Genomic DNA, 21,032 nt, shown 5'->3' with positions numbered 1-21,032 from the left:
AGGCGGTTGCGTGGAGAAAAGCCCAGTGTAACGTGCCGCGCCGCCCGCCACGGCCCGTGCCGGGCCCGGTGGCGCCGTCCCGACGCCTACAGGACGGCCAGCACCGGGGCGGCCAGCGCGCACAGGCCGCCCGCCGTCAGGGCGGCGCGCGGACGGAAGGTCAGGAACCAGATCAGCAGCAGGCCCGCGATGCTGAGAATGCCGATCCATTCCACCGTGCCATAGCTCCAGCCCCAGACCGCGGCCGACGCGCACAGCGACAAGGCCAGCGCGCCCCAGCCGAACGCCCGCAGCGGCAGCCGGTGGCGCCGCGGCAAGGCTCGGTCGAACAGGTCTTCGTAGTGACGGTCCATGCCCAGGCACAGGGCGGAAAACCCCGCGTAGGCCAGGCAGAAGGCGGCAAGCGTCATGGCGTATCACCTCGGTTCATAGGCAGCTTCGGAAGTGGGATGCGCGTGGCCGGCCGTCCTGGCGGAGGCCTTCGCGGCCGTCTTGGACGGCGCCTTGCGGGCCCGGGCGGCCTTGCGCGCCATCCAGGCCAGCAGCAGCGCGCCGGCCAGGCAGGTCAGGTCGAATCCCGCCATGACCCAGTCGCCCGCCGGCAGCGACACGCCCAGATGGCGCGACGTGGTGAGCGCGTTGACCACCGGCACCAGCGCCAGCGACGCGGCGGCCGCGGACAGCAGGTCTTGCCACTTGCGCTTCTGGAACACGAACGCATACACCAGCGACAGGCCCCAGGCGGCGAAGAAGGCACGCGTTTCCCAGAGCTGGCGGCCCGGCAGGTCGGCGGGCACCAGACGATTGGCCCAGAAGAACGCCGCCACCGCGATGAACAGGCCGGCGATGGTGCCGGCATTCAGGCCGTCCACCAGCCGCAGCGAAAAGGCTTCGCGCGCGCCGGGACGCGCCTTCTGGCGCCGCTTCGAAATCCACAACACCAAGCCACTGCCGACCATGGCGGTGCCCGCCAGGCTGACCAGGAAATACAACCAGCGCAGCAGCGGTTCGGCAAACAGGCCCAGGTGCAGGCCGACGATCACGCCGGCCGTGCGCACGGTGGGACTGAGTTCATCCTGCCCTTCCTGCACCGTGCCGCTCACCCCGTCGAAACGCAGGTAGGGCGATAGCCGGCCATAGGACACGCCATCGGCCGCATCGCGGGTCACGGTAACGGTGGCGCCCGCGTCGCCAGGGTTGTTGACCGTGACGCGGCCCACGCGGCCATGCCAGCGCTGTTGCGCCTGGTCCACCAGCGGGGCGATATCGACCAGCGGCGCCGGCTCGTTGCGCGGCGGCGTGACCTTGAACGACGCGAACACGTCGTCGGTGTACTGGCGCGGGTTTTCATACACCGCCAGAATCCCGGCGGGCATCAGCATGGTCATGAACAGCACCAGCCCGCTGAAGGTGATCATCAGGTGAAACGGCAACCCCAGCACCGACAGCGCATTGTGGCCATCCATCCAGGCGCGTTGCCCGCCCTTCTTCGGCCGGAAGGTAAAGAAGTCAGCGAAGATCTTCTTGTGCGTGATGATGCCGCTGATGATGGCCACCAGCATGAACATGCCGGCAATGCTGGCCAGCCAGCGGCCCCACGGGAATGCGGTTTCCAGTTCGAAGTGGAAACGGTAGAAAAAGTCGCCGCCGCGGGTCTCGCGTCCGGCCAGCGCCTGGCCGCTGTGCGGGTCGAGTTTGACGCGCACGAAGCCGCGTTCGCCCGGCTTGGGCTTGGGCACCTGGTACAGCAGCGAGATCTCGGGTTCGCGATCCGACGGCGGGGTGATGAACCAGCGCTTGGCGTCGGGCGCGTGTTCGGTCAGGTAGCGCTGCGCCAGCGTCACGGATTCCAGCACGGGGGCCTTCTGTACCTGGATCTCCGGCTGCATCCAGCGGGTGATCTCGGGACGGAAGAACGCCAGCGTGCCGGTCAGGAACATCGCGAACAGCACCCAGCCGAAGATCAACCCCGACCAGGTGTGCAACCACGACATGGATTGGCGCAGGCCTTCTTCGCCTTGCGCTTTTCCGGTATTCGGTTTCATGCCGCCCCCACCAGCCCGTGGGCCAGGAACAGGCCGCCGAACACTGCCGCCGGCACCACGATGCCCGCCCAGGCGCGCCAGGCGTTGCGGGTGGCGAACACCCAGATGACGCCACAGGTGTAGACCACGAAGGACACCATCTGCGCCGTGACGACGGCCTCGGCGCGTTGCAGGGGCAGCCACACAGCCAGGCAGGCCGCAGCCGCCGAGGCCAGGCCGTAGCCGCCAAGAATGGCGGCCACCGTCCGGGAGGCCACGGCAAAACGGTAGCGCATCATGCCTGCGCCGGCTGCGGGAGCTTTCACTTGGTCACGTTGAAGGTCAGGGTGGAAACGTAGCGGATCTTGGTATAGGCCTTGCCGTCGGTCTGGCCAGCTTCTTCGACGACGTGGGCGGCTTCCAGCACGTACTGGCCCGGCCACGGGGTGGTGATCTCGATGCGGCCGTTTTCGTCGCTATGGAAGCGCTTTTCCCACTTGGGCGGGCCGAACACAGTGACTTCGGTCTTGGCCAGGGGCTTGCCCTTGAAGTGCAGCACGAACGTATTGCTGCCCGCGGCGGCCGGCACCAGTTCCAGGTCCAGCTTGCCCTCGGTGTCGCTGCGGCCGGCCTTGGCGCCGTACTGCATCAGCGTTTCCTTGAACTGGATCGGCTGCGACAGGCGCACATCGCCCTTGCCGCTGGCGGGAAACTCGACGAAATCCGCGCCTTCGGCCGACGCCTTCAGCGCCTTGCCATCGGCGCCGGTCACCACCGGCGCCACCAGGACCTTGCCCAGCAGGCCGTCGCGCTTTTCGCGCAGGTCATCCGCCCATTCGCCGAAGTAGGCTTTCGCCGGGCCCTGATCGGCCCGTTCCAGCCAGACGAAGTGCGCCTGCGCCGCGCCGGCGCTGCCCAGCAGCGCGATGGCTGCCAAAGTCCTTGCGAATTTCATTGTCGATTTTCCTGTTGTCTGCGCCGATCTGGGCCCGCCCCGCGGCGGATTGCGTGTCGGCAGGGTCTGAATTATAACCATTCTCACTACGAAACAGTACCTACCCCAGACGCCCGCGGCCGTGCGCGGGCCCTGGGGCCAGGCTTACCAGCGATAACGCAGGCTGGCCTTGATCGAACGCTGGTACCCGTACCAGCACCAGGAATCGCCCGAGCACGAAGCGATGTATTCCTTGTCGAACAGGTTCTGCACGTTCAGCGCCACCTGCATGCCCTTGAGTGACGGCGACATGCGGCCCAGGTCGTAGTCCAGCATCAGGTCGAACAGCGTGACCGACGGTACCTTGATGGTGTTGGCATCATCCACGTACGACGAGCCGATGTAGCGCACGCCACCGCCCACGCCCAGGCCGGCCAGCGGACCGCCCTGCAACTGGTAGCGGGCCCACGCCGACGCCTGCTGCGACGGCACGCCTACGGGCGACTTGCCCTTCAGGTTGAAGCCGGTCAGGTTGGGGTTGGCCTTGGAATAGGCGTTGTCCAGCAGCGAGTAGCCGGCCAGCAGCGTCAGGCCACGCATCGGCTCGGTCTTGGCTTCCAGCTCGATGCCCTGCGTGCGCAGCTCGCCCGCCTGCACCTGGCAGCGGGCGTTGGACGTGCCGCACAGGTGCGTCGGGTCCGGATCGGTGGTGGTCATGTTCTCGCGGCGGATGTCGAACGCCGCCACCGACAGCATCGTGGCGCTGCCCGGCGGCTGGTACTTGATGCCGACCTCGTACTGGTTGCCCTCGATCGGCTTGAACGGCGCGTTGTTCCAGCCCGTGCCCGATTGCGGCTCAAACGATTCGGAATAGCTGAAGTACGGCGCCACGCCGTTGTCGAAGTTGTAGATCACCCCGAAACGGCCGGTGAACGCTTCGGCGCTCAGCGACGACGGCGCGACCCGGCCGGTGGCGATGGTGGTGGTCTCGCCGACGTTGCGCGACCAGTCGTAGCGCCCGCCCAGCAGCACCGACAGGCGGTCGATCTTGATCTGGTCCTGGAAGTACAGGCCGGTCTGGTATTGCTTGGTGGTGGCGTCGGTCGAGAACGCCGGCACCGGGATGTTCTGGTGGTTGTTCGGGTTCAACACCTCCAGCGCGGGCGCGGTGCCGAAGCCCGACAAGGTGTCGGTCTTGACGTGCTGGTAGTCAAAGCCCAGCAGCACGGTGTGGCCGAACTTGCCCGTGTCAAAGCGCGCCTGCAGGTTGTTGTCGATGGTCAGCGCGCCGACCTCCACGTCGGTCGCGATCGAGGCGCGCTGCTGGTACAGGTAGCGCTTGTCGGTGTAGCCGTAGTTGGCGGTGGACGCGCCATAGATGCTGCGGTACTGCGCTTCGGAACGGGTCCAGCGCAGGCTCTGCGAGGCCTTGAACGTGTCGTTGAAACGGTGATCCAGCACGTAGCCCAGCGAATAGCTCTTGCGGTCGCTCTTTTCGAAGTTGGCGTCGCCGTCGTAGTAATCCGGCCCCAGGCGCTTGCCATCGGGCGCCGAGAACAGCGTGCGCATCGGCGACACGCTGCCATAGGAACCCATGTCGGGATCGCGCTGGAAGTTCGTCAGCACGGTCAGCGAGGTATCGCCGCTGGGCTTCCAGGTGAAGGCCGGCGACACGAAATAGCGGCGCTCCTTGGTGTCCTTGACCTGGCCATCGGACATATAGCCCGACCCCACCAGGCGATACAGGTACTTGCCTTCCTCATCCAGCGGACCGCCGAAATCGACGTTGGCGCGCCGGTAGTCATAGTTGCCGACCTGCAGCTCGACCTCGCGCTGTGCCTCTTCCAGCGGCCGCTTGCTGACCTGGTTCACCACGCCGCCGGGGCCGCCCTGGCCGTACATCACCGAGGCGGGGCCTTTCAGCACATCCACGCGTTCCAGGCGGTAGGCATCGACCTGCGGCAGCGCATCGCGGCCGCCGAACACGCGCAAGCCGTCCAGGTAGGTCGAGGCCGAGAAGCCGCGCACGTTGAACTGGTCCAGGCGCGTGGCGGTGGCGCCGCGCGATTCCGTGGCCACGCCCGGGGTGTAGCGCAGCACTTGGTTCAGCGTCTGCGCGCCCTGCTCCGAGATCTGCTCTCGCGTGATCACGGACACCGATTGCGGCGTCTCGATCAACGGGGTATCGGTCTTGGTGGCGCTGACGCTGGCGCCGGCCACATAACCCACGGTGGGGGCCAATGCACTGATCGAATTGCCCGACACCGTCACAGGCGCCAGGGTGTGCGTTCCGCCCGCAGGCGCGGACGGCGCCGGCACCAGCGTCCAGGTATTGCCCGCCTGGCCGCGCGCCTGCAGGCCGCTGCCCGACAGGATGCGGGCAAAACCGGCGCCCACCCAATAGGCGCCGTCCAACCCGTCCGAGCGCAGGCCGCGCACCTGGGCCGGGTCGAACGACAGCACCACGCCCGCGCTGCGCGCAAACTGGGTCAACGCATCGGCAAGCGCGCCGGGGGCGATCTTGTAGGAGCGGGGCGCTTGCGCCTCGGCGGGGGCCGCCTGGGCCCAGGCGGCGGGCGCAGCGGCCAGCCAGGCGCCGGCGCAGGTGGCGGCAAGCACGGCCAGGCGGCCGGCGGTCAAGGTAGCGCCCAGGCGCGGGCAAGATGAAGCGGACACGAAAACTCCCTGTACGTAGGTCTCTATCTCTGCCTTTCCGTACGGGAATCAAAAACCTGCAGGACGACGTGAAAAAAAGTTGTAACGGTCAGGTCTCGCGCGGACCGACCTGCAGCCAGTACTGCGTATGACGGGTCACGACTATGGGCAGGGCCGGCTCCAGCGCCTTCAGCGCGCGCTCCGCGTCGTCCAGCGGAAACACGCCCGACAGCCGCAGTGCGGCCACGGCCGGGTCCACTCGGATCATCCCCACACGCTGACGCGCCAGGTACTGCGCGAAATAATCCAGCCGCCAATCCTTGGCCACCACCAGGCCATCCACCCAGGCCAGCCGGTCGGGGTCGGACGCGTGCCGCACCACGCTGCCGTGGTCACCGTAGTGCAGCCGCTCGCCGGCCTCGGCCTGCGCGGCCTGTCCGTCCCGCAGCAGCGACACACTGCCCTCGTACACGCCCAGGCGCGCACCGCTGTCGGTGCGACGCACGTCAAAGCGCGCGTTCTCGGCCACCAGCACGCCGTAGCCCGTATCCACCCGCAGCGCCGCGGCGCCGGGGCGCGATTGTGCATTGACCAGGATTTCGCCGCGCAGCAGGTGGATGCCGCGGGCGCCGCCTTCCAGGCGCAAGCGCAACGCGCTGTCGCTGTTCAAGGTGACGGCCAGGCCGTCGGCCAGCGCAACCGAGCGGCGCTCGCCCACGCCCGTGCTCAGGTCGGCCGCCAGGCGCTGCCACGGCGTGTGGCGGTAGCCGGCCCACGCTGCCACGCCCACCCCGGCCAGCGACAGCGTGGCGCGCAGGACATTGCGCCGGCCGGGCGATACCGGGCCGTCCAGCGCCGCATGCGCCAACGCGGCCGGCACCCGGCGGGCGTCTCGGCCGATGGCCTCCAGCCGTTCCCAGGCCTGGCGATGCGCGGGGTCTTGCGCCAGCCAGGCATGGCAGGCCTCGCGATCGGCGGCGATGTCCACGCCGGACTGCAGCCGCGCCCACCAGGCAATCGCCTGGCGCACCACCGGGTCGGCCGGCGCAGCCACTACGCGGTTCGCGGCGCTAGTCATAGAACGCCGCATAGCAGGCGGACATCGCCCGCACCATGTACTGCTGCACCGAACTGAGCGATACGCCCAGGCGCTGCGCGATCTCGGGATAGGTCAGGCCGTCCAGCTGCGACAACAGGAAGGCCGAGCGCGCCTTGGGCGGCAGGCTGTCCAGCAGGCGGTCCAGCTGCATCAGCGCCTGCATCTGCTCGGCCTGGGTCTCGGGCGACGGCGCGTAGACCTCGGGCATGCCGGCCAGGTAGGTCAGATAGGCATTTTCCAGGGCGGCGTGGCGCTGGTGATCCACCACCAGGCCCTTGGCGATCGTGGTGAGCAACGCCCGCGCGTCGTCCGCGCGCACGCACTTGCGTCCCTGTATCACCCGCACGAACACGTCTTGAGCGAGGTCTTCGGCGCGATGCGCGCAACCGAGCTTGCGACGCAGCCAGCCGAACAGCCACGGCCGATGGTCCCGGTACAGGCCGTCGACATGCGTGGCGGGAACATCGGCGTGGGCAGCCGGGGAAGAAACGAAGGTGGAAGGCACTTGAAGACTGCGGCGCGGGGACCTGAAGTCTTCAAATGTTAATTGATAATGACTTGCATTACTAATTTTAAGTACGCAAATCGCGCCACGCCTGCCCTCGCGGCGCAGGCGTGCGGCATAACTACAACGTTACCGTCAGGCGGCGTTCGGATTCCAGGTATTCGCGCGACTGCATTTCCAGAATGCGCGAGACCGTGCGGTGGAATTCGTTGGCCAGCGCGCCCTCGGTGTAGATCTCTTCGGGTTCGCATTCAGCCGACATGATCAGCTTGACCTTGTGGTCGTAGAACACGTCGATCAGCCAGGTGAAGCGGCGCGCCTCGGACGCCTGGCGCGGCCCCATGCGCGGCACGCCGGACAGGATCACCGCGTGGAACCGATTGGCCAGTTCCAGGTAGTCGTTCTGCGAACGGGGGCCGCCGCACAGCGTGGCAAAGTCGAACCACACCACCGAACCGGCCAGCGCCAGCGCGCGGATCTCGCGGTGCTCGATATGCAGCAGCGGCTCCTGCGGCGGCGTATCGGCCAGGGTGTTGAAGGCCTCTTGCAGCGCCGCCTGCGCACGCTCGTCCAGCGGCGAGTGATAGCACTGCACCTGTTCGAGCGAACGGCGGCGGTAGTCGACGCCGGCGTCGACGTTCATCACGTCCATGCGCGCCTGGATCAGCTCGATCGCGGGCATCACGCGGTCGCGGTGCAGGCCGTCCGGGTACAGGGTGGACGGCTCGTAATTGGACGTCATCACGAACGACGTGCCGTATTCGAACAGCTTGAACAGCAGGCGGTGCAGGATCATCGCATCCGCCACATCGGACACGTGGAATTCGTCGAAACAGATCAGGCGGTAACGCTTGGCCACGCGTTTGGCCACTTCGTCCAGCGGGTCCTGCATGCCCTTCACTTCTTCGAGCTCGCGGTGCACCCCGCGCATGAACTCGTGAAAATGCAGGCGCGTCTTGCGCACCACGGGCACGGTCGCGTAGAAGGCGTCCATCAGGAAGCTCTTGCCCCGCCCCACTCCACCCCACAGATAGACGCCGCGCGGCACGTCGGGACGGTTCAAGAGTTTCTTGAGCGCGTTCGAGCGCAACGCCTTGAACTTGACCCATTCGTCGTAATAGCGCTGCAGCCGGTCGATCGCCTTTTTCTGGGCGGCATCGGGCTTGTAGCCGCGTTCGGCCAGGGCATGTTCGTAGTATTCGCGGACGTTCATGGAAGGGGCAAAGTCGAGCGGATGAAAAAAAGGGCGGGTCCGAGAACCCGCCCCCTTGGCTATGCGACAGCGCGGCGCAGGATCAGAAGTTCAGGGCGCGCTTGTCAACGGCCAGCGCCGCTTCCTTCACGGCTTCCGACAGCGTCGGGTGCGCGTGGCAGATGCGGGCGATGTCTTCGGCGGCGCCGCGGAACTCCATGATCGTCACGGCTTCCGAGATCAGCTCCGAGGCCATCGGGCCCACGATGTGCACGCCCAGGACCTCGTCGGTCTTGGCGTCGGCGATCACCTTGGCAAAGCCGGTGGTGTCACCCAGGGCGCGGGCACGGCCGTTGGCCAGGAACGGGAAGCTGCCTGCCTTGTACTCGCGGCCTTCGGCCTTGAGCTGCTGCTCGGTCTTGCCGACCCAGGCGATTTCCGGCGAGGTGTAGATCACCCACGGCACGGTGTCGAAGTTGACATGGCCGTGCTGGCCGGCGATACGCTCGGCCACGGCAACGCCTTCTTCTTCAGCCTTGTGCGCCAGCATCGGGCCGCGCACCACGTCGCCCACCGCCCAGACGTTGGGCAGGTTGGTCTTGCAGTCGCCGTCCACGGCCACGAAGCCGCGTTCGTCCAGCTTCAGGCCCACGGCGTCGGCGTTCAGGCCGCCGGTGTAGGGCACGCGGCCGATCGAGACGATCAGCTTGTCCACGACCAGCTTCTGCTCGGCGCCCTTGGCGTCGACGTAGGGCACGGTCACCGACTTGGCGGTCGCCTTGATCTCGCCGATCTTGACGCCCATCTGGATGTTCAGGCCTTGCTTGGTGAAGGCCTTCAGGGCTTCCTTGGCCACCTGCGCGTCAGCGGCGGCCAGGAATTCCGGCATCGCTTCCAGGATGGTGACTTCCGAACCCAGGCGGCGCCACACGCTGCCCATTTCCAGGCCGATCACGCCCGCGCCGATCACGCCCAGCGTCTTGGGCACGGCGCCGATGTTCAGCGCGCCGTCGTTGGACAGCACGACCTTTTCGTCGAACGGCAGGCCGGGCAGCTCGCGTGCCGACGAACCCGTGGCGACCACGACGTGCTTGGCAACCAGGTCTTCTTCGGTGGTGCCGGTGACCTTGATGGCCCAGCCGCCGTCGACCTGGCCGCTGAACGCGCCCTTGCCGTGGAAGAAGGTGACCTTGTTCTTCTTGAACAGGTACAGGATGCCGTCGTTGTTCTGCTTGACCACCGAGTTCTTGCGGCCGATCAGCGTGTCGAGCTTCAGGCTGACGCCCTTGACTTCGATGCCGTGCTCGGCGAAGTGGTGGTTGGCTTGTTCGAAGTGCTCGGACGATTGCAGGAGCGCCTTGGACGGGATGCAACCGACGTTGGTGCAGGTGCCGCCGGGAGCCGGGCCGCCTTGGCCGTTCTGCCAGGCGTCGATGCAAGCCACCGACATGCCGAGCTGCGCGGCGCGAATGGCGGCGATGTAGCCGCCGGGGCCCGCGCCGATGACGACGACGTCAAATTGTTTGGACATAGTGTTCTCGCGAATGAGGAGGGTGTGGAACTCGCCCCGGCCCGCGCAAGCCGGCTCGGAGCCGGCCGGGCGCCGCGGACCGAGGGTCGCGGCGGCGCCGGGCGCGGGGCGCCGAGATTACAGGTCCAGCAACAGGCGCTGCGGATCTTCCAGGGCGTCCTTCATGGCGACCAGGCCCAGCACGGCTTCGCGGCCGTCGATGATGCGGTGGTCGTAGGACAGGGCCAGGTAGTTCATCGGGCGGATGACGATCTGGCCGTTTTCCACCACGGCGCGTTCCTTGGTGGCGTGCACGCCCAGGATGGCCGATTGCGGCGGGTTGATGATCGGGGTCGACAGCATCGAACCGAACACGCCACCGTTGGAAATCGAGAAGGTGCCGCCGGTCATTTCTTCAATGCCCAGCTTGCCGTCGGCAGCGCGGCGGCCGAAGTCAGCGATGGTCTTTTCGATTTCAGCGATGGACAGCTGGTCGGCGTTGCGCAGGATCGGCACCACCAGGCCACGCGGGCTGCCGACAGCGATACCGATGTCGAAGTAGCCGTGATAGATGATGTCCTTGCCGTCGATCGAGGCGTTGATCAGCGGGAACTTCTTCAGGGCGGCCACGGCGGCCTTGACGAAGAACGACATGAAGCCCAGCTTGATGCCGTGCTCTTTCTCGAACTTGTCCTTGTACTTGTTGCGCAGATCGATGACCGCTTGCATGTTCACTTCGTTGAACGTGGTCAGGATCGCGTTTTCTTGCTGCGATTGCAGCAGGCGCTCGGCGATGCGGGCGCGCAGGCGGCTCATCGGCACGCGCTGTTCCGGACGGCCGTCCAGCGACAGCGTGGTCGGGGCGGGAGCAGCCGGGGCCTTGGCCGGCGCGGCCTTGGCGGCGGGGGCGCTGGCGTTCAGGGCGTCGCCCTTGGTGACGCGGCCGTCACGGCCGGTGCCGGCGACGTTGGCGGCATCCACGCCCTTTTCGGCGAGGATCTTGGCAGCGGCGGGCGAAGCCACGCCAGCAGCGGCGGTCGAGGCGGGGGCGGCAGCGGCCGGGGCAGCGGCGGCTTGCGCGGCCTTGGGCGCTTCGGCGGCGGGGGCGGTCGCGGCGGCGGCGGCCTTGCCGGCGGTGTCGATGCGGGCCAGGACTTCGCCCGAGGTGACGGTGCTGCCGTCGCCCTTGACGATTTCAGCCAGCACGCCCGAGGCGGGGGCCGGCACTTCCAGCACGACCTTGTCGGTTTCGACTTCGATCAGGATTTCGTCCGCTTCGACGGCAGCGCCGGGCTGCTTCTTCCAGGTCAGCAGGGTCGCTTCGGAGACGGATTCGGAGAGTTGGGGGACGACGACGTCGGTGATAGCCATTTTGTTTGTTCCGTAAAGTGTGTGTTCTTGTGGGGGCGGCGCGGCAAGGTTCGAAACGGGGTTTCAGACACTTGCCGCGCGGCACGCGCATCCAGCGGGTTTACTTCGTCAGCATGACCTTGAACTTGGGCGCGAAGGCCGTTTCGATCAGGGCCTTTTGCTGCTCCTGGTGCTTGGCCAGGTAGCCCACGGCCGGCGACGCCGAAGCGGCGCGACCTGCGTAGCCCAGCTTCTGGCCTTCGACCATGTTCTCGTACACGTGATGCTGCACGTAGAACCACGCACCTTGGTTCTGCGGTTCGTCCTGCACCCAGATGACTTCCGTCGCCTTCGGGTACTTGCGCAGTTCGGTCTCGAAAGACTTGTGCGCGAACGGGTAGAGCTGCTCGACACGGACGATGGCGACGTTGTCGGCGCCACGCTCGCGGCGGGCGTTGACCAGGTCGTAGTACACCTTGCCCGAGCAAGCCAGCACGCGCTTGACCTTGCTGGCGTCGATGGCCTCGTCGACTTCACCGATGACCGGGCGGAAGCTGCCGCCGGCCAGATCGGTCAGGGGCGAACCGGCGTCCTTGTTGCGCAGCAGCGACTTCGGCGTGAACAGTACCAGCGGCTTGCGGAACGGGCGGATCATCTGGCGGCGCAGAACGTGGAAGATCTGCGAAGCCGAGGTCGGCTGAACCACTTGCATGTTGTTGTCGGCGCACAGTTGCAGGAAGCGCTCGATGCGGCCCGACGAGTGCTCGGGGCCTTGGCCTTCGTAGCCGTGCGGCAGCATCAGGGTCAGGCCCGACTGGCGGCCCCACTTGGCTTCGCCGGAGCTGATGAACTGGTCGATCACGACCTGGGCGCCGTTGACGAAGTCGCCAAACTGGCCTTCCCAGATGGTCAGCGTGTTCGGTTCAGCGCTGGAGTAGCCGTATTCGAAGCCCAGCACCGCCTCTTCGGACAGCACGGAGTCGATCACGGTGAACGGCGCCTGGCCTTCCGAGACGTTCTGCAGCGGGATGTAGGTGCCGTCGTTCCAGCGTTCGCGGTTCTGGTCGTGCAGCACGGCGTGGCGGTGCGTGAACGTACCGCGGCCCGAATCCTGGCCGGTGATGCGGATGGCGTAGCCCGAGGACACCAGGGTCGCGAAGGCGAGGTGTTCGCCCATGCCCCAGTCCAGGTTCATTTCGCCCTTGGCCATGGTGCGGCGGTCGTTCAGCAGCTTGGCGACCAGCGGGTGCACCGTGAAGCCTTCCGGCACGGTGGTGATGCGTTCGCCGATGCGCTTGAGTTCAGCCAGCGGCACGGCGGTGTCGGCCTGGTCGGTCCACTTGGCGCCCAGGAACGGCGACCAGTCGATCGCGTACTTGCTCTTGTAGTCGGTCAGCACCGGTTCGATGGTGCGCTGGCCGTCTTCCATCAGCTGGCGGTAGTCCTTGACCAGCTGGTCGGCTTCGCCCTCGGCCAGCACGCCTTGCGTGGTCAGCTTGTCGGCGTACAGCTTGCGCGTGCCGGGATGGTGGCCGATGCGCTTGTACATCAGGGGCTGCGTCAGCGACGGGGTGTCTTGCTCGTTGTGGCCCAGCTTGCGGAAGCAGACGATGTCCACGACGATGTCGTGGCGGAACTGCAGGCGGTAGTCCAGGGCCAGCTTGGTGACGAACACGACGGCTTCGGGATCGTCGCCGTTGACGTGGAACACCGGCGCTTCGATCATCTTGACCACGTCGGTGCAATACAGCGTCGAACGCGAGTCACGCGGGTCGGATGTGGTGAAACCGATCTGGTTGTTGATGACGATGTGCAGCGTGCCGCCCGTGCCGTAGCCGCGGGTCTGGGCCAGGTTCAGGGTTTCCATCACGACGCCCTGGCCGGCGAAAGCCGCGTCACCGTGCACCAGCACCGGCAGCACTTGCTTGCCTTCGGCATCGCCGCGGCGCTCTTGGCGGGCGCGTGCGCTGCCTTCGACCACGGGGTTGACGATTTCCAGGTGGGACGGGTTGAACGCCAGCGACAGGTGCACCGGACCGCCACGGGTCGACAGGTCGCTCGAGAAGCCGTTGTGGTACTTCACGTCGCCGTCGGTCAGGCCTTCGGCGTGCTTGCCTTCGAACTCGGCGAACAGGTCGCCAGGCATCTTGCCCATGATGTTCACGAGCAGGTTCAGGCGGCCGCGGTGGGCCATGCCGACCACGATTTCCTGGACGCCGTTTTCACCGGCGTGGTTCACCACTTCGTCCATCGAGGCGATGAAGCTTTCGCCGCCTTCCAGCGAGAAGCGCTTCTGGCCGACGTACTTGGTGTGCAGGAAGCGCTCGAGGCCTTCGGACTCGGTCAGCTGCTGCAGGATGTGGCGCTTTTCTTCGACCGAGTAGGCGGGCGCGCCCAGGGTGGTTTCCAGGCGTTCCTGGATCCAGCGCTTGGCGGCGGGGTCGGAGATGTGCGTGAATTCAGCACCGATGCTGCGGCAGTACGTGTCGCGCAGCGCCTTCAGGATGTCGCGCAGCGTCATCGTGCTGGCGGTCGTGAAGTAGGTGTTGGTGGCCGAGTAGGTCTGGTCCAGATCGGCTTCGGTCAGGCCGTAGAAGGCCGGATCGAGTTCGGGGATCGGCGGACGTTCCTGGCGCTTGAGCGGATCCAGGTCAGCCCAGCGCGAACCCAGCGAACGGTAGGCGGCAATCAGCGATTGCACCGACACTTGCTTGGTGGCGACGCTCAGGTCGGGTTCGGCGGCGCGTTGCACGAAGGCATTGGCCTTGGCGCGCTGGGCGAACGATTCGACGATGGGAGCGTGGGCCTGGTCGCGGGTGGATTCCTGGCCGTCGGTAGCGGGAGCATGTTGCAGCTGGTCGAAGTATTCGCGCCAGTTGTCAGGTACCGAACCGGGATTGTCGAGGTAGGCTTCGTAAAGCTCCTCAACATAAGGGGCGTTACCCCCAAAGAGATAAGACGTGGATAGAGATTCTATTTCCGAAGACATATCGCTTCACCTTTACGAGTGCTTCACTCGACACGATGCAGGAAAACCTTCCGCGACACGGGCTTCCCGTTGAGCGGATAGCAGGGGCAGAAGGCGCGTACAAGCCTTGATAGCCGTATGAATGAAAGTATAACCCTTTGAGTTTAAGGGCGTCTTCTTGCGTTTGCGTGACGCAAAAGCGTCTGTGGAATGGCTTCATGCAGTGTTGGAATGTCCGTCGAACCCCTGCAAAAACGCCGTCTACGCACCACCAAATTCCGCTAACCAAAATTGCCGCATTGCGGCATTTTTTTGTGCCCGCGCGCAAGGTGTTGCGCATAAGCCTCGTCAGACCGGCAATTCGGTGGTCGAGAGAATCTCTTTGAGCACGAAAAAAGTGCGGATCTGGCGCACGCCGGGCAGCTTGATGATCTCGCCCGCGTGCAGCTTGTTGAAGCGTTCCAGGTCGCGGATGCGCAACATCAGGAAGTAGTCGAACTCCCCCGCCACCAGGTGGCATTCCAGGCAGCCGCTGATGCCGCGCGCGGCGGCTTCGAAGTCGGTGAAGGAGTCGGGCGTGGAGCGGTCCAGCACCACGCCCACGATGACCAGGGTGGCCATGTCGACCTCGGCCGGTTCGAGCAACGCGACCGTCTTCTTGATGATGCCTTCGGCCTTCAGCTTTTCGACCCGTCGCAGGCAGGCGGCCGGACTCAGGTGCACCCGCGCGCTCAAGTCCAGGTTGGTGATCTGCGCGTCCTGCTGCAAGAGGCGCAGGATGTGGCGGTCGATGCGATCCAGCCCGGCGATGGCAGTCATTCAATGCGTCCCTGAAAATTTAATTTCTTCGGATATTTATTTTTATAAATATTAAATCCAAAAATAATAGAAGAAGAAAATTTAAATCATCGAATTTAAAAAAATACGCAATTGACCTAAAAACCCTGCGATTCCTATGATTTTCCATCCGCGGCATGTCTCGCCCGGACCCCGACTTCCAGGAGCCCGCATGGATCTGCAACGCTTTCCCCGCCACCGCCTGACCTTCGGCGACACCCCCATCGAAAAGCTCGAGCGCCTGTCCGCCCACCTGGGCGGCAAGGTCGAGATCTACGCCAAGCGCGAAGACTGCAACAGCGGCTTGGCCTTCGGCGGCAACAAGCTGCGCAAGCTGGAATACCTGATTCCGCAGGCCTTGGAACAAGGCTGCGACACCCTGGTCACCATCGGCGGCATCCAGTCCAACCACACCCGCATGGTGGCGGCCGTGGCCGCCAAGCTCGGTCTGGCCTGCGTGCTGGTGCAGGAAAACTGGGTCGACTATTCAGACGCGGTCTACGACCGGGTCGGCAACATCATGATGAGCCGGCTGATGGGCGCGGACGTGCGCCTGGTCGACCAGGGCTTTGACATCGGCTTTCGGCGCAGCTGGGAAGAAGCCCTGGAAGACGTACGAAAGCGCGGCGGCAAGCCCTACGCGATCCCGGCGGGCGCCTCCGACCATGAACTGGGCGGGCTGGGCTACGTGGGTTTCGCCGAGGAAGTGCGCCGGCAAGAGGCCGAACTGGGTTTCAAGTTCGACTACATCGTGGTCTGCGCCGTCACCGGCAGCACTCAGGCCGGCATGGTGGTGGGCTTTGCCGCCAACGGCCGCGCCGACCGGGTGATCGGCATCGACGCCTCGGCCACGCCGGACCAGACCCGCGCCCAGATCCTGCGCATCGCCCGGCGCACCGCCGACCTGGTCGGCCTGGACCGCCCCATCGCCGACAGCGACGTGGTGCTGGACACCCGCTATGCCTACCCCGCCTACGGCCTGCCCTCGGCCGAGACCAACGACGCCATCCGCCAGTGCGCCCGGCTGGAGGGCATGATGACCGACCCGGTGTACGAGGGAAAATCCATGCAGGGCATGATGGACATCGTGCGCCGCGGGGAAATCCCCGCGGGCTCGCGAGTGCTGTACGCGCATCTCGGGGGGGTGCCGGCGATCAACGCCTACAGCTTTCTGTACCGCAACGGCTGAGGCAGGATTCTGCGCGGCCGGCTTCGGCGCGATGGGTTGGCCGGCCGGAGATTTGCGCTGACCGCCTATTGCGTCTTGGCGCCGGCCTGGAACCAGGCTCCCAGCAAGGCGCGTTCGTCCTCGGTCATGCCCGTGGAATTACCCATCGGCATGATCCTGGACACGACCGCCTGCTGATACACCGCCTGCGCATGGGTGGCGACCTGCTGGGGGGAATCCAGCCGCACGCCCTTCATCTGCACCTGCTCGCCATGGCACAGCAGGCAACGCTGTTCGAACACCTGGCGCACCTGGGCATAGGACACCGCGGCCGGCGCGGGCGCGGCGACGGCGGCGGCCACCGGCGCCGGCTGCATCCAGACGATGGTCAGGCCCAGTACCGCCACGCCCAGCAGCGCATAAGGCCACGGGTTGCGCGCATTGCCCAGCTTGAAACGATGGCGCACCACGAAGAACTGCCGGATGGCCGCGCCGCCCAGCATGATGAGCAGCAGCACGATCCAGTTGTAGGCATGCGTGTACGTGAAGCTGTAGTGGTTGCTCATCATCGCGAACACCACCGGCAGCGTGAAATAGGTGTTGTGCACGCTGCGCTGCTTGCCGCGCTGGCCGTTGGCCGGGTCCACCGGCTTGCCCGCGCGCATCGCGGCCACGTTGCGGCGCTGCCCCGGGATGATCCAGAAGCACACGTTGGCGCTCATGGTGGTGGCCATCATGGCGCCCACCAGCAGGAAGGCGGCGCGGCCCGCGAACCAGTGGCAGGCCAGCCACGACGCCAGCACGATGAACAAGGCCACCAGCACGCCGACGATGCGGTCGCCGTGCTTGCCGCGGCCGAACAGACGACAGATGCCGTCGTACACGAACCAGAACGCCACGAAGAAGGCCAAGGCCACGATCACCGCGGTCGACGGCGCCCAATCCATCTTGGAGCGGTCGATCAAGTACGTGCTGGCATTCCATAAATAGGACATGGAGAACAGCAGGAAGCCGGTGACCCAGGTGCTGTAGCTTTCCAGGAACGACCAGTGCAGGTGTTCCGGCAGCTTCTTGGGTTGCACCGCGTACTTCTGCATGTTGTAGAAGCCGCCGCCGTGCAGCGCCCATTGTTCGCCGCCTACGCCTTTTTCAAGGGATTCCGGGTCGCGCGGCTTCTCCAGGCTGTTGTCCAGCATGACGAAATAGAACGACGTGCCGATCCAGGCGATGCCGGTGATGATGTGGGCCCAGCGCAGCAGCAGGTTGACCCAATCCAGGTAGTAGCTTTCCATTCATGCCCCTCGCAGCGGGCGGGCCGGAAATGGGCGCCGCCACACTGCCTACCACCGCGGGCGCTGTAAGCAGAAGACAGATCGCGCACAAGGCCGTCGGGCCCCGCACCGCTGCGATCAAGATCGGAGAATTGTATGCAGATTTTGTGCACGAAACTACGTTTCGCAGCGTGGCCGCGCATCAGGAATACCCTGATGCGCGGGGATCAGGAACCCCGATAGGTGGAGTAGCTCCAGGGGCTGACCAGCAGCGGCACGTGATAGTGCTGGTCGGTGCGCGCCACGCCGAAGTCCAGGCTGACGCGGTTCAGGAAGTTGGGTTCGGGCAGCGCCACGCCCCGCGCCTTGAAGTAGCCCGCCACGTCGAACACCAGGCGGTAGGTGCCGGCCTTCAGGTCGCCATCGGAAAACAGCGGGCCGGCCGTACGGCCGTCGGCATTCAAGGTGTGGCGGCTGATCGGCGTGGCCGTGTCGCCGTCCGTGGCATACAGCGCCACCGACATGCCGGCGGCCGGGCAGCCGTGCATGGTATCGAGTACGTGCGTGGTCAAGCCCATGGTGTCTCCTGGTGCCGGGGCGGTGCCCGGCCGTCTCATGGTTATCCTGGATGATGTACAGAAATTGTATACACGTTCTTGCTTTCCAGCTATTGTTTAGCCCATCATGAACGGCACGGTCGCTGCCCGCCGGGCCAGCCAACCCAGCCCCCCCCCCGTATCAACCGCCGCCGGCGCCTGCCGGCCTCACGCCTCACCCGCCATGGCCCTCTACGATTCCACGCTGCCCTACCCCCGTGACCTGGTCGGCTACGGCCGCAACCCGCCGCATGCGCAATGGCCCGACCGCGCACGCATCGCCGTGCAGTTCGTGCTGAACTACGAAGAAGGCGGCGAGAACCACGTCCTGCATGGCGATGCCGGGTCCGAACAGTTCCTGTCCGAGATGTTCAATCCGGCCAGCTATCCCGACCGCCATGTCAGCATGGACGGCATCTATGAATACGGTTCGCGGGCGGGCGTCTGGCGCATCCTGCGCGAATTCGAAAAGCGCCAGTTGCCGCTGACCGTCTTCGGCGTCGGCATGGCGCTGCAACGCCATCCCGAACTGACCGCGGCCTTCGTCGAGCTCGGCCACGAAATCGCCTGCCATGGCTGGCGCTGGATTCACTACCAGAACGTCGACGAAGCCACCGAACGCGAACACATGCGGCTGGGCATGGGCGCCATCACCCAGCTAACCGGCCAGCGCCCGCTGGGCTGGTACACCGGCCGCGACAGCCCCCGCACCCGCCGCCTGGTGGCCGACTACGGCGGCTTCGAATACGACAGCGATTACTACGGCGACGACCTGCCCTTCTGGATGCAGGTGCAAAAGACCGACGGCACGGTCGCGCCGCAATTGATCGTGCCCTACACGCTCGATTGCAACGACATGCGCTTCGCGCTGCCGCAGGGCTACTCGCATGCGGACCCCTTCTTCCAGTACCTGAAAGACAGCTTCGACGCGCTTTATGCCGAAGGCGACGAAGCACCCAAGATGCTCAGCATCGGCATGCACTGCCGCCTGCTCGGGCGCCCGGGACGCATCACGGCACTGCAGCGCTTCCTGGACCACATCGCCCGGCACGACCGCGTCTGGGTGTGCCGGCGGCTGGATATCGCCCGGCACTGGAAGACCGTTCATCCCTACACCCCCAACCGTTGAGCCCCGCCACCATGGCCCTTACCCTGGAACAACTCAATGCCGCCGCACCCGATGCGGCTTGCGCAATGCTCGACGGCGTCTACGAGCATTCGCCCTGGATCGCCCGCCAGGCGCTCGCGGCCCGGCCGTTCCGGTCGCTCGCGCATCTGCAGGACCAACTGCAACGCGCCGTCGACGCCGCCCCGCTGGACGCACGCCTGGCGCTCATTCGCGCCCACCCCGAACTGGCCGGACGCGCCATGGTGCGCCAGGACCTCACGGCAGAATCCACCCACGAACAGACCCAGGCGGGCCTGACGCAGTGTTCGCCCGAGGAATTCAACCGCCTGCAGCAGCTGAACGCCGACTACAACGCCCGCTTCGGCTTCCCGTTCATCCTGGCCGTGCGCGGCGCGCGCGGCACCGGTCTCACCCGCGCGCAGATCATCGATGAATTCGCGCGCCGGCTGGACAACCCGCCCGACATCGAGCGCGACGAAGCCCTGCGCAACATCCATCGCATCGCGCAACTGCGCCTGGCCGACAAGTTCGGCCAGGACCTGACGCTGGGCAACGACATCTGGGACTGGCAGGAACGCCTGGCCGCTCACAGCGACCCGGGCTACGCCGAAAAGAGCCAGCTCACCGTCACCTACCTGACCGACGCGCATCGCGCCTGCGCGCAGCGTATTTCGCACTGGATGCGCGATTGCGGCTTCGACGAAGTCGAAATCGATGCCGTCGGCAATGTGGTGGGGCGCTACCACGCCGATCGGCCCGACGCGCTCACGCTGATGACCGGCAGCCATTACGACACCGTGCGCAACGGCGGCAAATACGATGGCCGGCTGGGCATCTTCGTGCCGATGGCCTGCGTGCGCGAACTGCACCGCCAGGGCCGTCGCCTGCCCTACCACCTTGAAGTCATCGGCTTTGCCGAAGAAGAAGGCCAGCGCTACCGCGCCACCTTCCTCGGCTCCGGCGCCCTGATCGGCGATTTCAAGCCGCAATGGCTCGACCAGAAAGACGCGCAGGGCATCACCCTGCGCGAAGCCATGCAGCATGCCGGCCTGTGCATCGACGACATCCCCAAGCTGCGGCGCGATGCCAGCCGCTACCTGGGCTTCATCGAAGTCCATATCGAACAAGGCCCGGTGCTGTACGAAATGGGATTGCCGCTGGGCATCGTCACGTCCATCAACGGCAGCGTGCGCTACCAGGTGCAGGTGCTGGGCGTGGCCTGCCACGCAGGCACCACCCCCATGAACCGGCGCCGCGATGCGGCGGCGGCGACCGCCGAACTGGCGCTGTATCTCGAACAGCGCGCCGCCCGCGACGGCGACTCGGTCGGCACCATCGGCATGCTGGAAGTACCCAACGGCTCGATCAACGTGGTGCCCGGCGAATGCCGCTTCAGCCTGGACCTGCGTGCGCCCAGCGATCCGCAGCGCGACGCCCTGGTCGATGATGTGCTGGCCGAACTGGCTGCCCTGTGCGAGCGGCGCGGCGTGCGCTACACGCTCGAGGAAACCATGCGCGCCTCGGCCGCCCCCAGCGCGCCCGACTGGCAGCAACGCTGGGAGCGCGCGGTCGACGCGCTGGGCGTGCCCATGCACCGCATGCCCAGCGGCGCCGGCCACGACGCCATGAAACTGCACGAAGTCATGCCCCAAGCCATGCTGTTCGTGCGCGGCCAGAACGGCGGCATCAGCCACAACCCGCGCGAATCCACCACCCGAGACGACATGCAGCTGGCCGCACAAGCCATGCAAGGCCTGCTGGACGATCTTGCCCACGACATTTCCACTCGCTAGA

Annotated in this window: 17 protein-coding genes; 3 read left to right on the top strand and 14 right to left on the bottom strand. The window is 66.0% G+C overall.

All coding sequences use genetic code 11. The annotated features are described in order from the left end of the window. Positions 1–86 precede the first annotated feature (86 nt). The 12 genes from HV798_RS01960 to HV798_RS01905 all read right to left on the bottom strand — a co-directional run bounded on the left by HV798_RS01960 (position 87) and on the right by HV798_RS01905 (position 15,056). Complete coding sequence (locus HV798_RS01960) at positions 87–410, bottom strand: DUF3325 domain-containing protein (RefSeq protein WP_025140117.1); 324 nt, start codon at positions 408–410, stop codon at positions 87–89. Between the two features lie 6 nt (positions 411–416). Then, the gene (locus HV798_RS01955) at positions 417–2,045 is read right to left on the bottom strand and encodes a PepSY-associated TM helix domain-containing protein (RefSeq protein ID WP_175195862.1); all 1,629 of its coding nucleotides are present in this window, start codon (positions 2,043–2,045) and stop codon (positions 417–419) included. Continuing rightward, complete coding sequence (locus HV798_RS01950) at positions 2,042–2,323, bottom strand: DUF3649 domain-containing protein (RefSeq protein WP_175195914.1); 282 nt, start codon at positions 2,321–2,323, stop codon at positions 2,042–2,044. The genes HV798_RS01955 and HV798_RS01950 overlap by 4 nt, the downstream gene beginning before the upstream one ends. A 23-nt stretch (positions 2,324–2,346) precedes the next feature. Continuing rightward, positions 2,347–2,979, bottom strand: coding sequence for a DUF4198 domain-containing protein (locus tag HV798_RS01945; protein ID WP_175195860.1), 633 nt, complete (start codon positions 2,977–2,979; stop codon positions 2,347–2,349). 144 nt (positions 2,980–3,123) lie between these two features. Further along, positions 3,124–5,634: a TonB-dependent siderophore receptor gene (locus HV798_RS01940; RefSeq protein ID WP_425486113.1), complete on the bottom strand. Its 2,511-nt coding sequence runs from the start codon at positions 5,632–5,634 to the stop codon at positions 3,124–3,126. A gap of 88 nt (positions 5,635–5,722) precedes the next feature. After that, entirely contained in the window at positions 5,723–6,691 is a 969-nt protein-coding gene (locus HV798_RS01935; protein ID WP_175195858.1) for a FecR domain-containing protein, read from the bottom strand. Further along, positions 6,684–7,217 carry a sigma-70 family RNA polymerase sigma factor gene (locus HV798_RS01930; protein ID WP_175195856.1) on the bottom strand — a complete coding sequence of 178 codons (534 nt, stop codon included), beginning with the start codon at positions 7,215–7,217 and terminating at the stop codon, positions 6,684–6,686. Before HV798_RS01930 ends, HV798_RS01935 begins: the two co-directional genes overlap by 8 nt. Positions 7,218–7,338: 121 nt before the next feature. Next, a complete protein-coding gene (zapE, locus tag HV798_RS01925) occupies positions 7,339–8,430 on the bottom strand; it encodes a cell division protein ZapE (protein ID WP_175195854.1) in 1,092 nt (363 codons plus the stop codon). 82 nt (positions 8,431–8,512) lie between these two features. Next, on the bottom strand, positions 8,513–9,940 hold the full coding sequence (gene lpdA / locus HV798_RS01920) for a dihydrolipoyl dehydrogenase (protein ID WP_175195853.1): 1,428 nt from the start codon (positions 9,938–9,940) through the stop codon (positions 8,513–8,515). Positions 9,941–10,057: 117 nt separating this feature from the next. After that, on the bottom strand, positions 10,058–11,290 hold the full coding sequence (odhB, locus tag HV798_RS01915) for a 2-oxoglutarate dehydrogenase complex dihydrolipoyllysine-residue succinyltransferase (RefSeq protein ID WP_175216324.1): 1,233 nt from the start codon (positions 11,288–11,290) through the stop codon (positions 10,058–10,060). A gap of 100 nt (positions 11,291–11,390) precedes the next feature. Further along, positions 11,391–14,258, bottom strand: a complete 2,868-nt coding sequence (locus HV798_RS01910) for a 2-oxoglutarate dehydrogenase E1 component (RefSeq protein WP_175191095.1) — start codon at positions 14,256–14,258, stop codon at positions 11,391–11,393. 327 nt (positions 14,259–14,585) lie between these two features. After that, complete coding sequence (locus tag HV798_RS01905; protein ID WP_025140106.1) at positions 14,586–15,056, bottom strand: Lrp/AsnC family transcriptional regulator; 471 nt, start codon at positions 15,054–15,056, stop codon at positions 14,586–14,588. A 190-nt stretch (positions 15,057–15,246) separates the two neighbouring features. Between HV798_RS01905 and HV798_RS01900 the strand changes: the two genes are divergently transcribed. Further along, positions 15,247–16,263, top strand: coding sequence for a 1-aminocyclopropane-1-carboxylate deaminase (locus HV798_RS01900; RefSeq protein WP_175191094.1), 1,017 nt, complete (start codon positions 15,247–15,249; stop codon positions 16,261–16,263). A 65-nt stretch (positions 16,264–16,328) separates the two neighbouring features. Here the strand turns inward: HV798_RS01900 and HV798_RS01895 are convergent, their stop codons facing one another. Together HV798_RS01895 and uraH are read right to left on the bottom strand one after the other, a co-directional pair. After that, positions 16,329–17,534, bottom strand: coding sequence for a urate hydroxylase PuuD (locus HV798_RS01895; protein WP_175191093.1), 1,206 nt, complete (start codon positions 17,532–17,534; stop codon positions 16,329–16,331). Between the two features lie 206 nt (positions 17,535–17,740). Then, positions 17,741–18,091, bottom strand: a complete 351-nt coding sequence (uraH, locus tag HV798_RS01890; protein WP_175191092.1) for a hydroxyisourate hydrolase — start codon at positions 18,089–18,091, stop codon at positions 17,741–17,743. Positions 18,092–18,293: 202 nt separating this feature from the next. Here uraH and puuE point away from each other — a divergent pair, with 202 nt between their 5' ends. Together puuE and uraD are read left to right on the top strand one after the other, a co-directional pair. After that, positions 18,294–19,238 carry an allantoinase PuuE gene (gene puuE / locus HV798_RS01885; protein ID WP_175191091.1) on the top strand — a complete coding sequence of 315 codons (945 nt, stop codon included), beginning with the start codon at positions 18,294–18,296 and terminating at the stop codon, positions 19,236–19,238. Between the two features lie 11 nt (positions 19,239–19,249). After that, a complete protein-coding gene (gene uraD, locus HV798_RS01880; RefSeq protein ID WP_175191090.1) occupies positions 19,250–21,031 on the top strand; it encodes a 2-oxo-4-hydroxy-4-carboxy-5-ureidoimidazoline decarboxylase in 1,782 nt (593 codons plus the stop codon). The last annotated feature ends 1 nt before the right edge of the window (position 21,032 follow it).

The sequence above is a fragment of the Achromobacter deleyi genome, from assembly GCF_902859705.1.
In the GTDB taxonomy this organism is placed as follows: domain Bacteria; phylum Pseudomonadota; class Gammaproteobacteria; order Burkholderiales; family Burkholderiaceae_B; genus Achromobacter; species Achromobacter deleyi.
The sequence above is the reverse complement of the archived record's forward strand: the minus strand, read 5'-3'. Positions and strand labels throughout refer to the sequence as shown.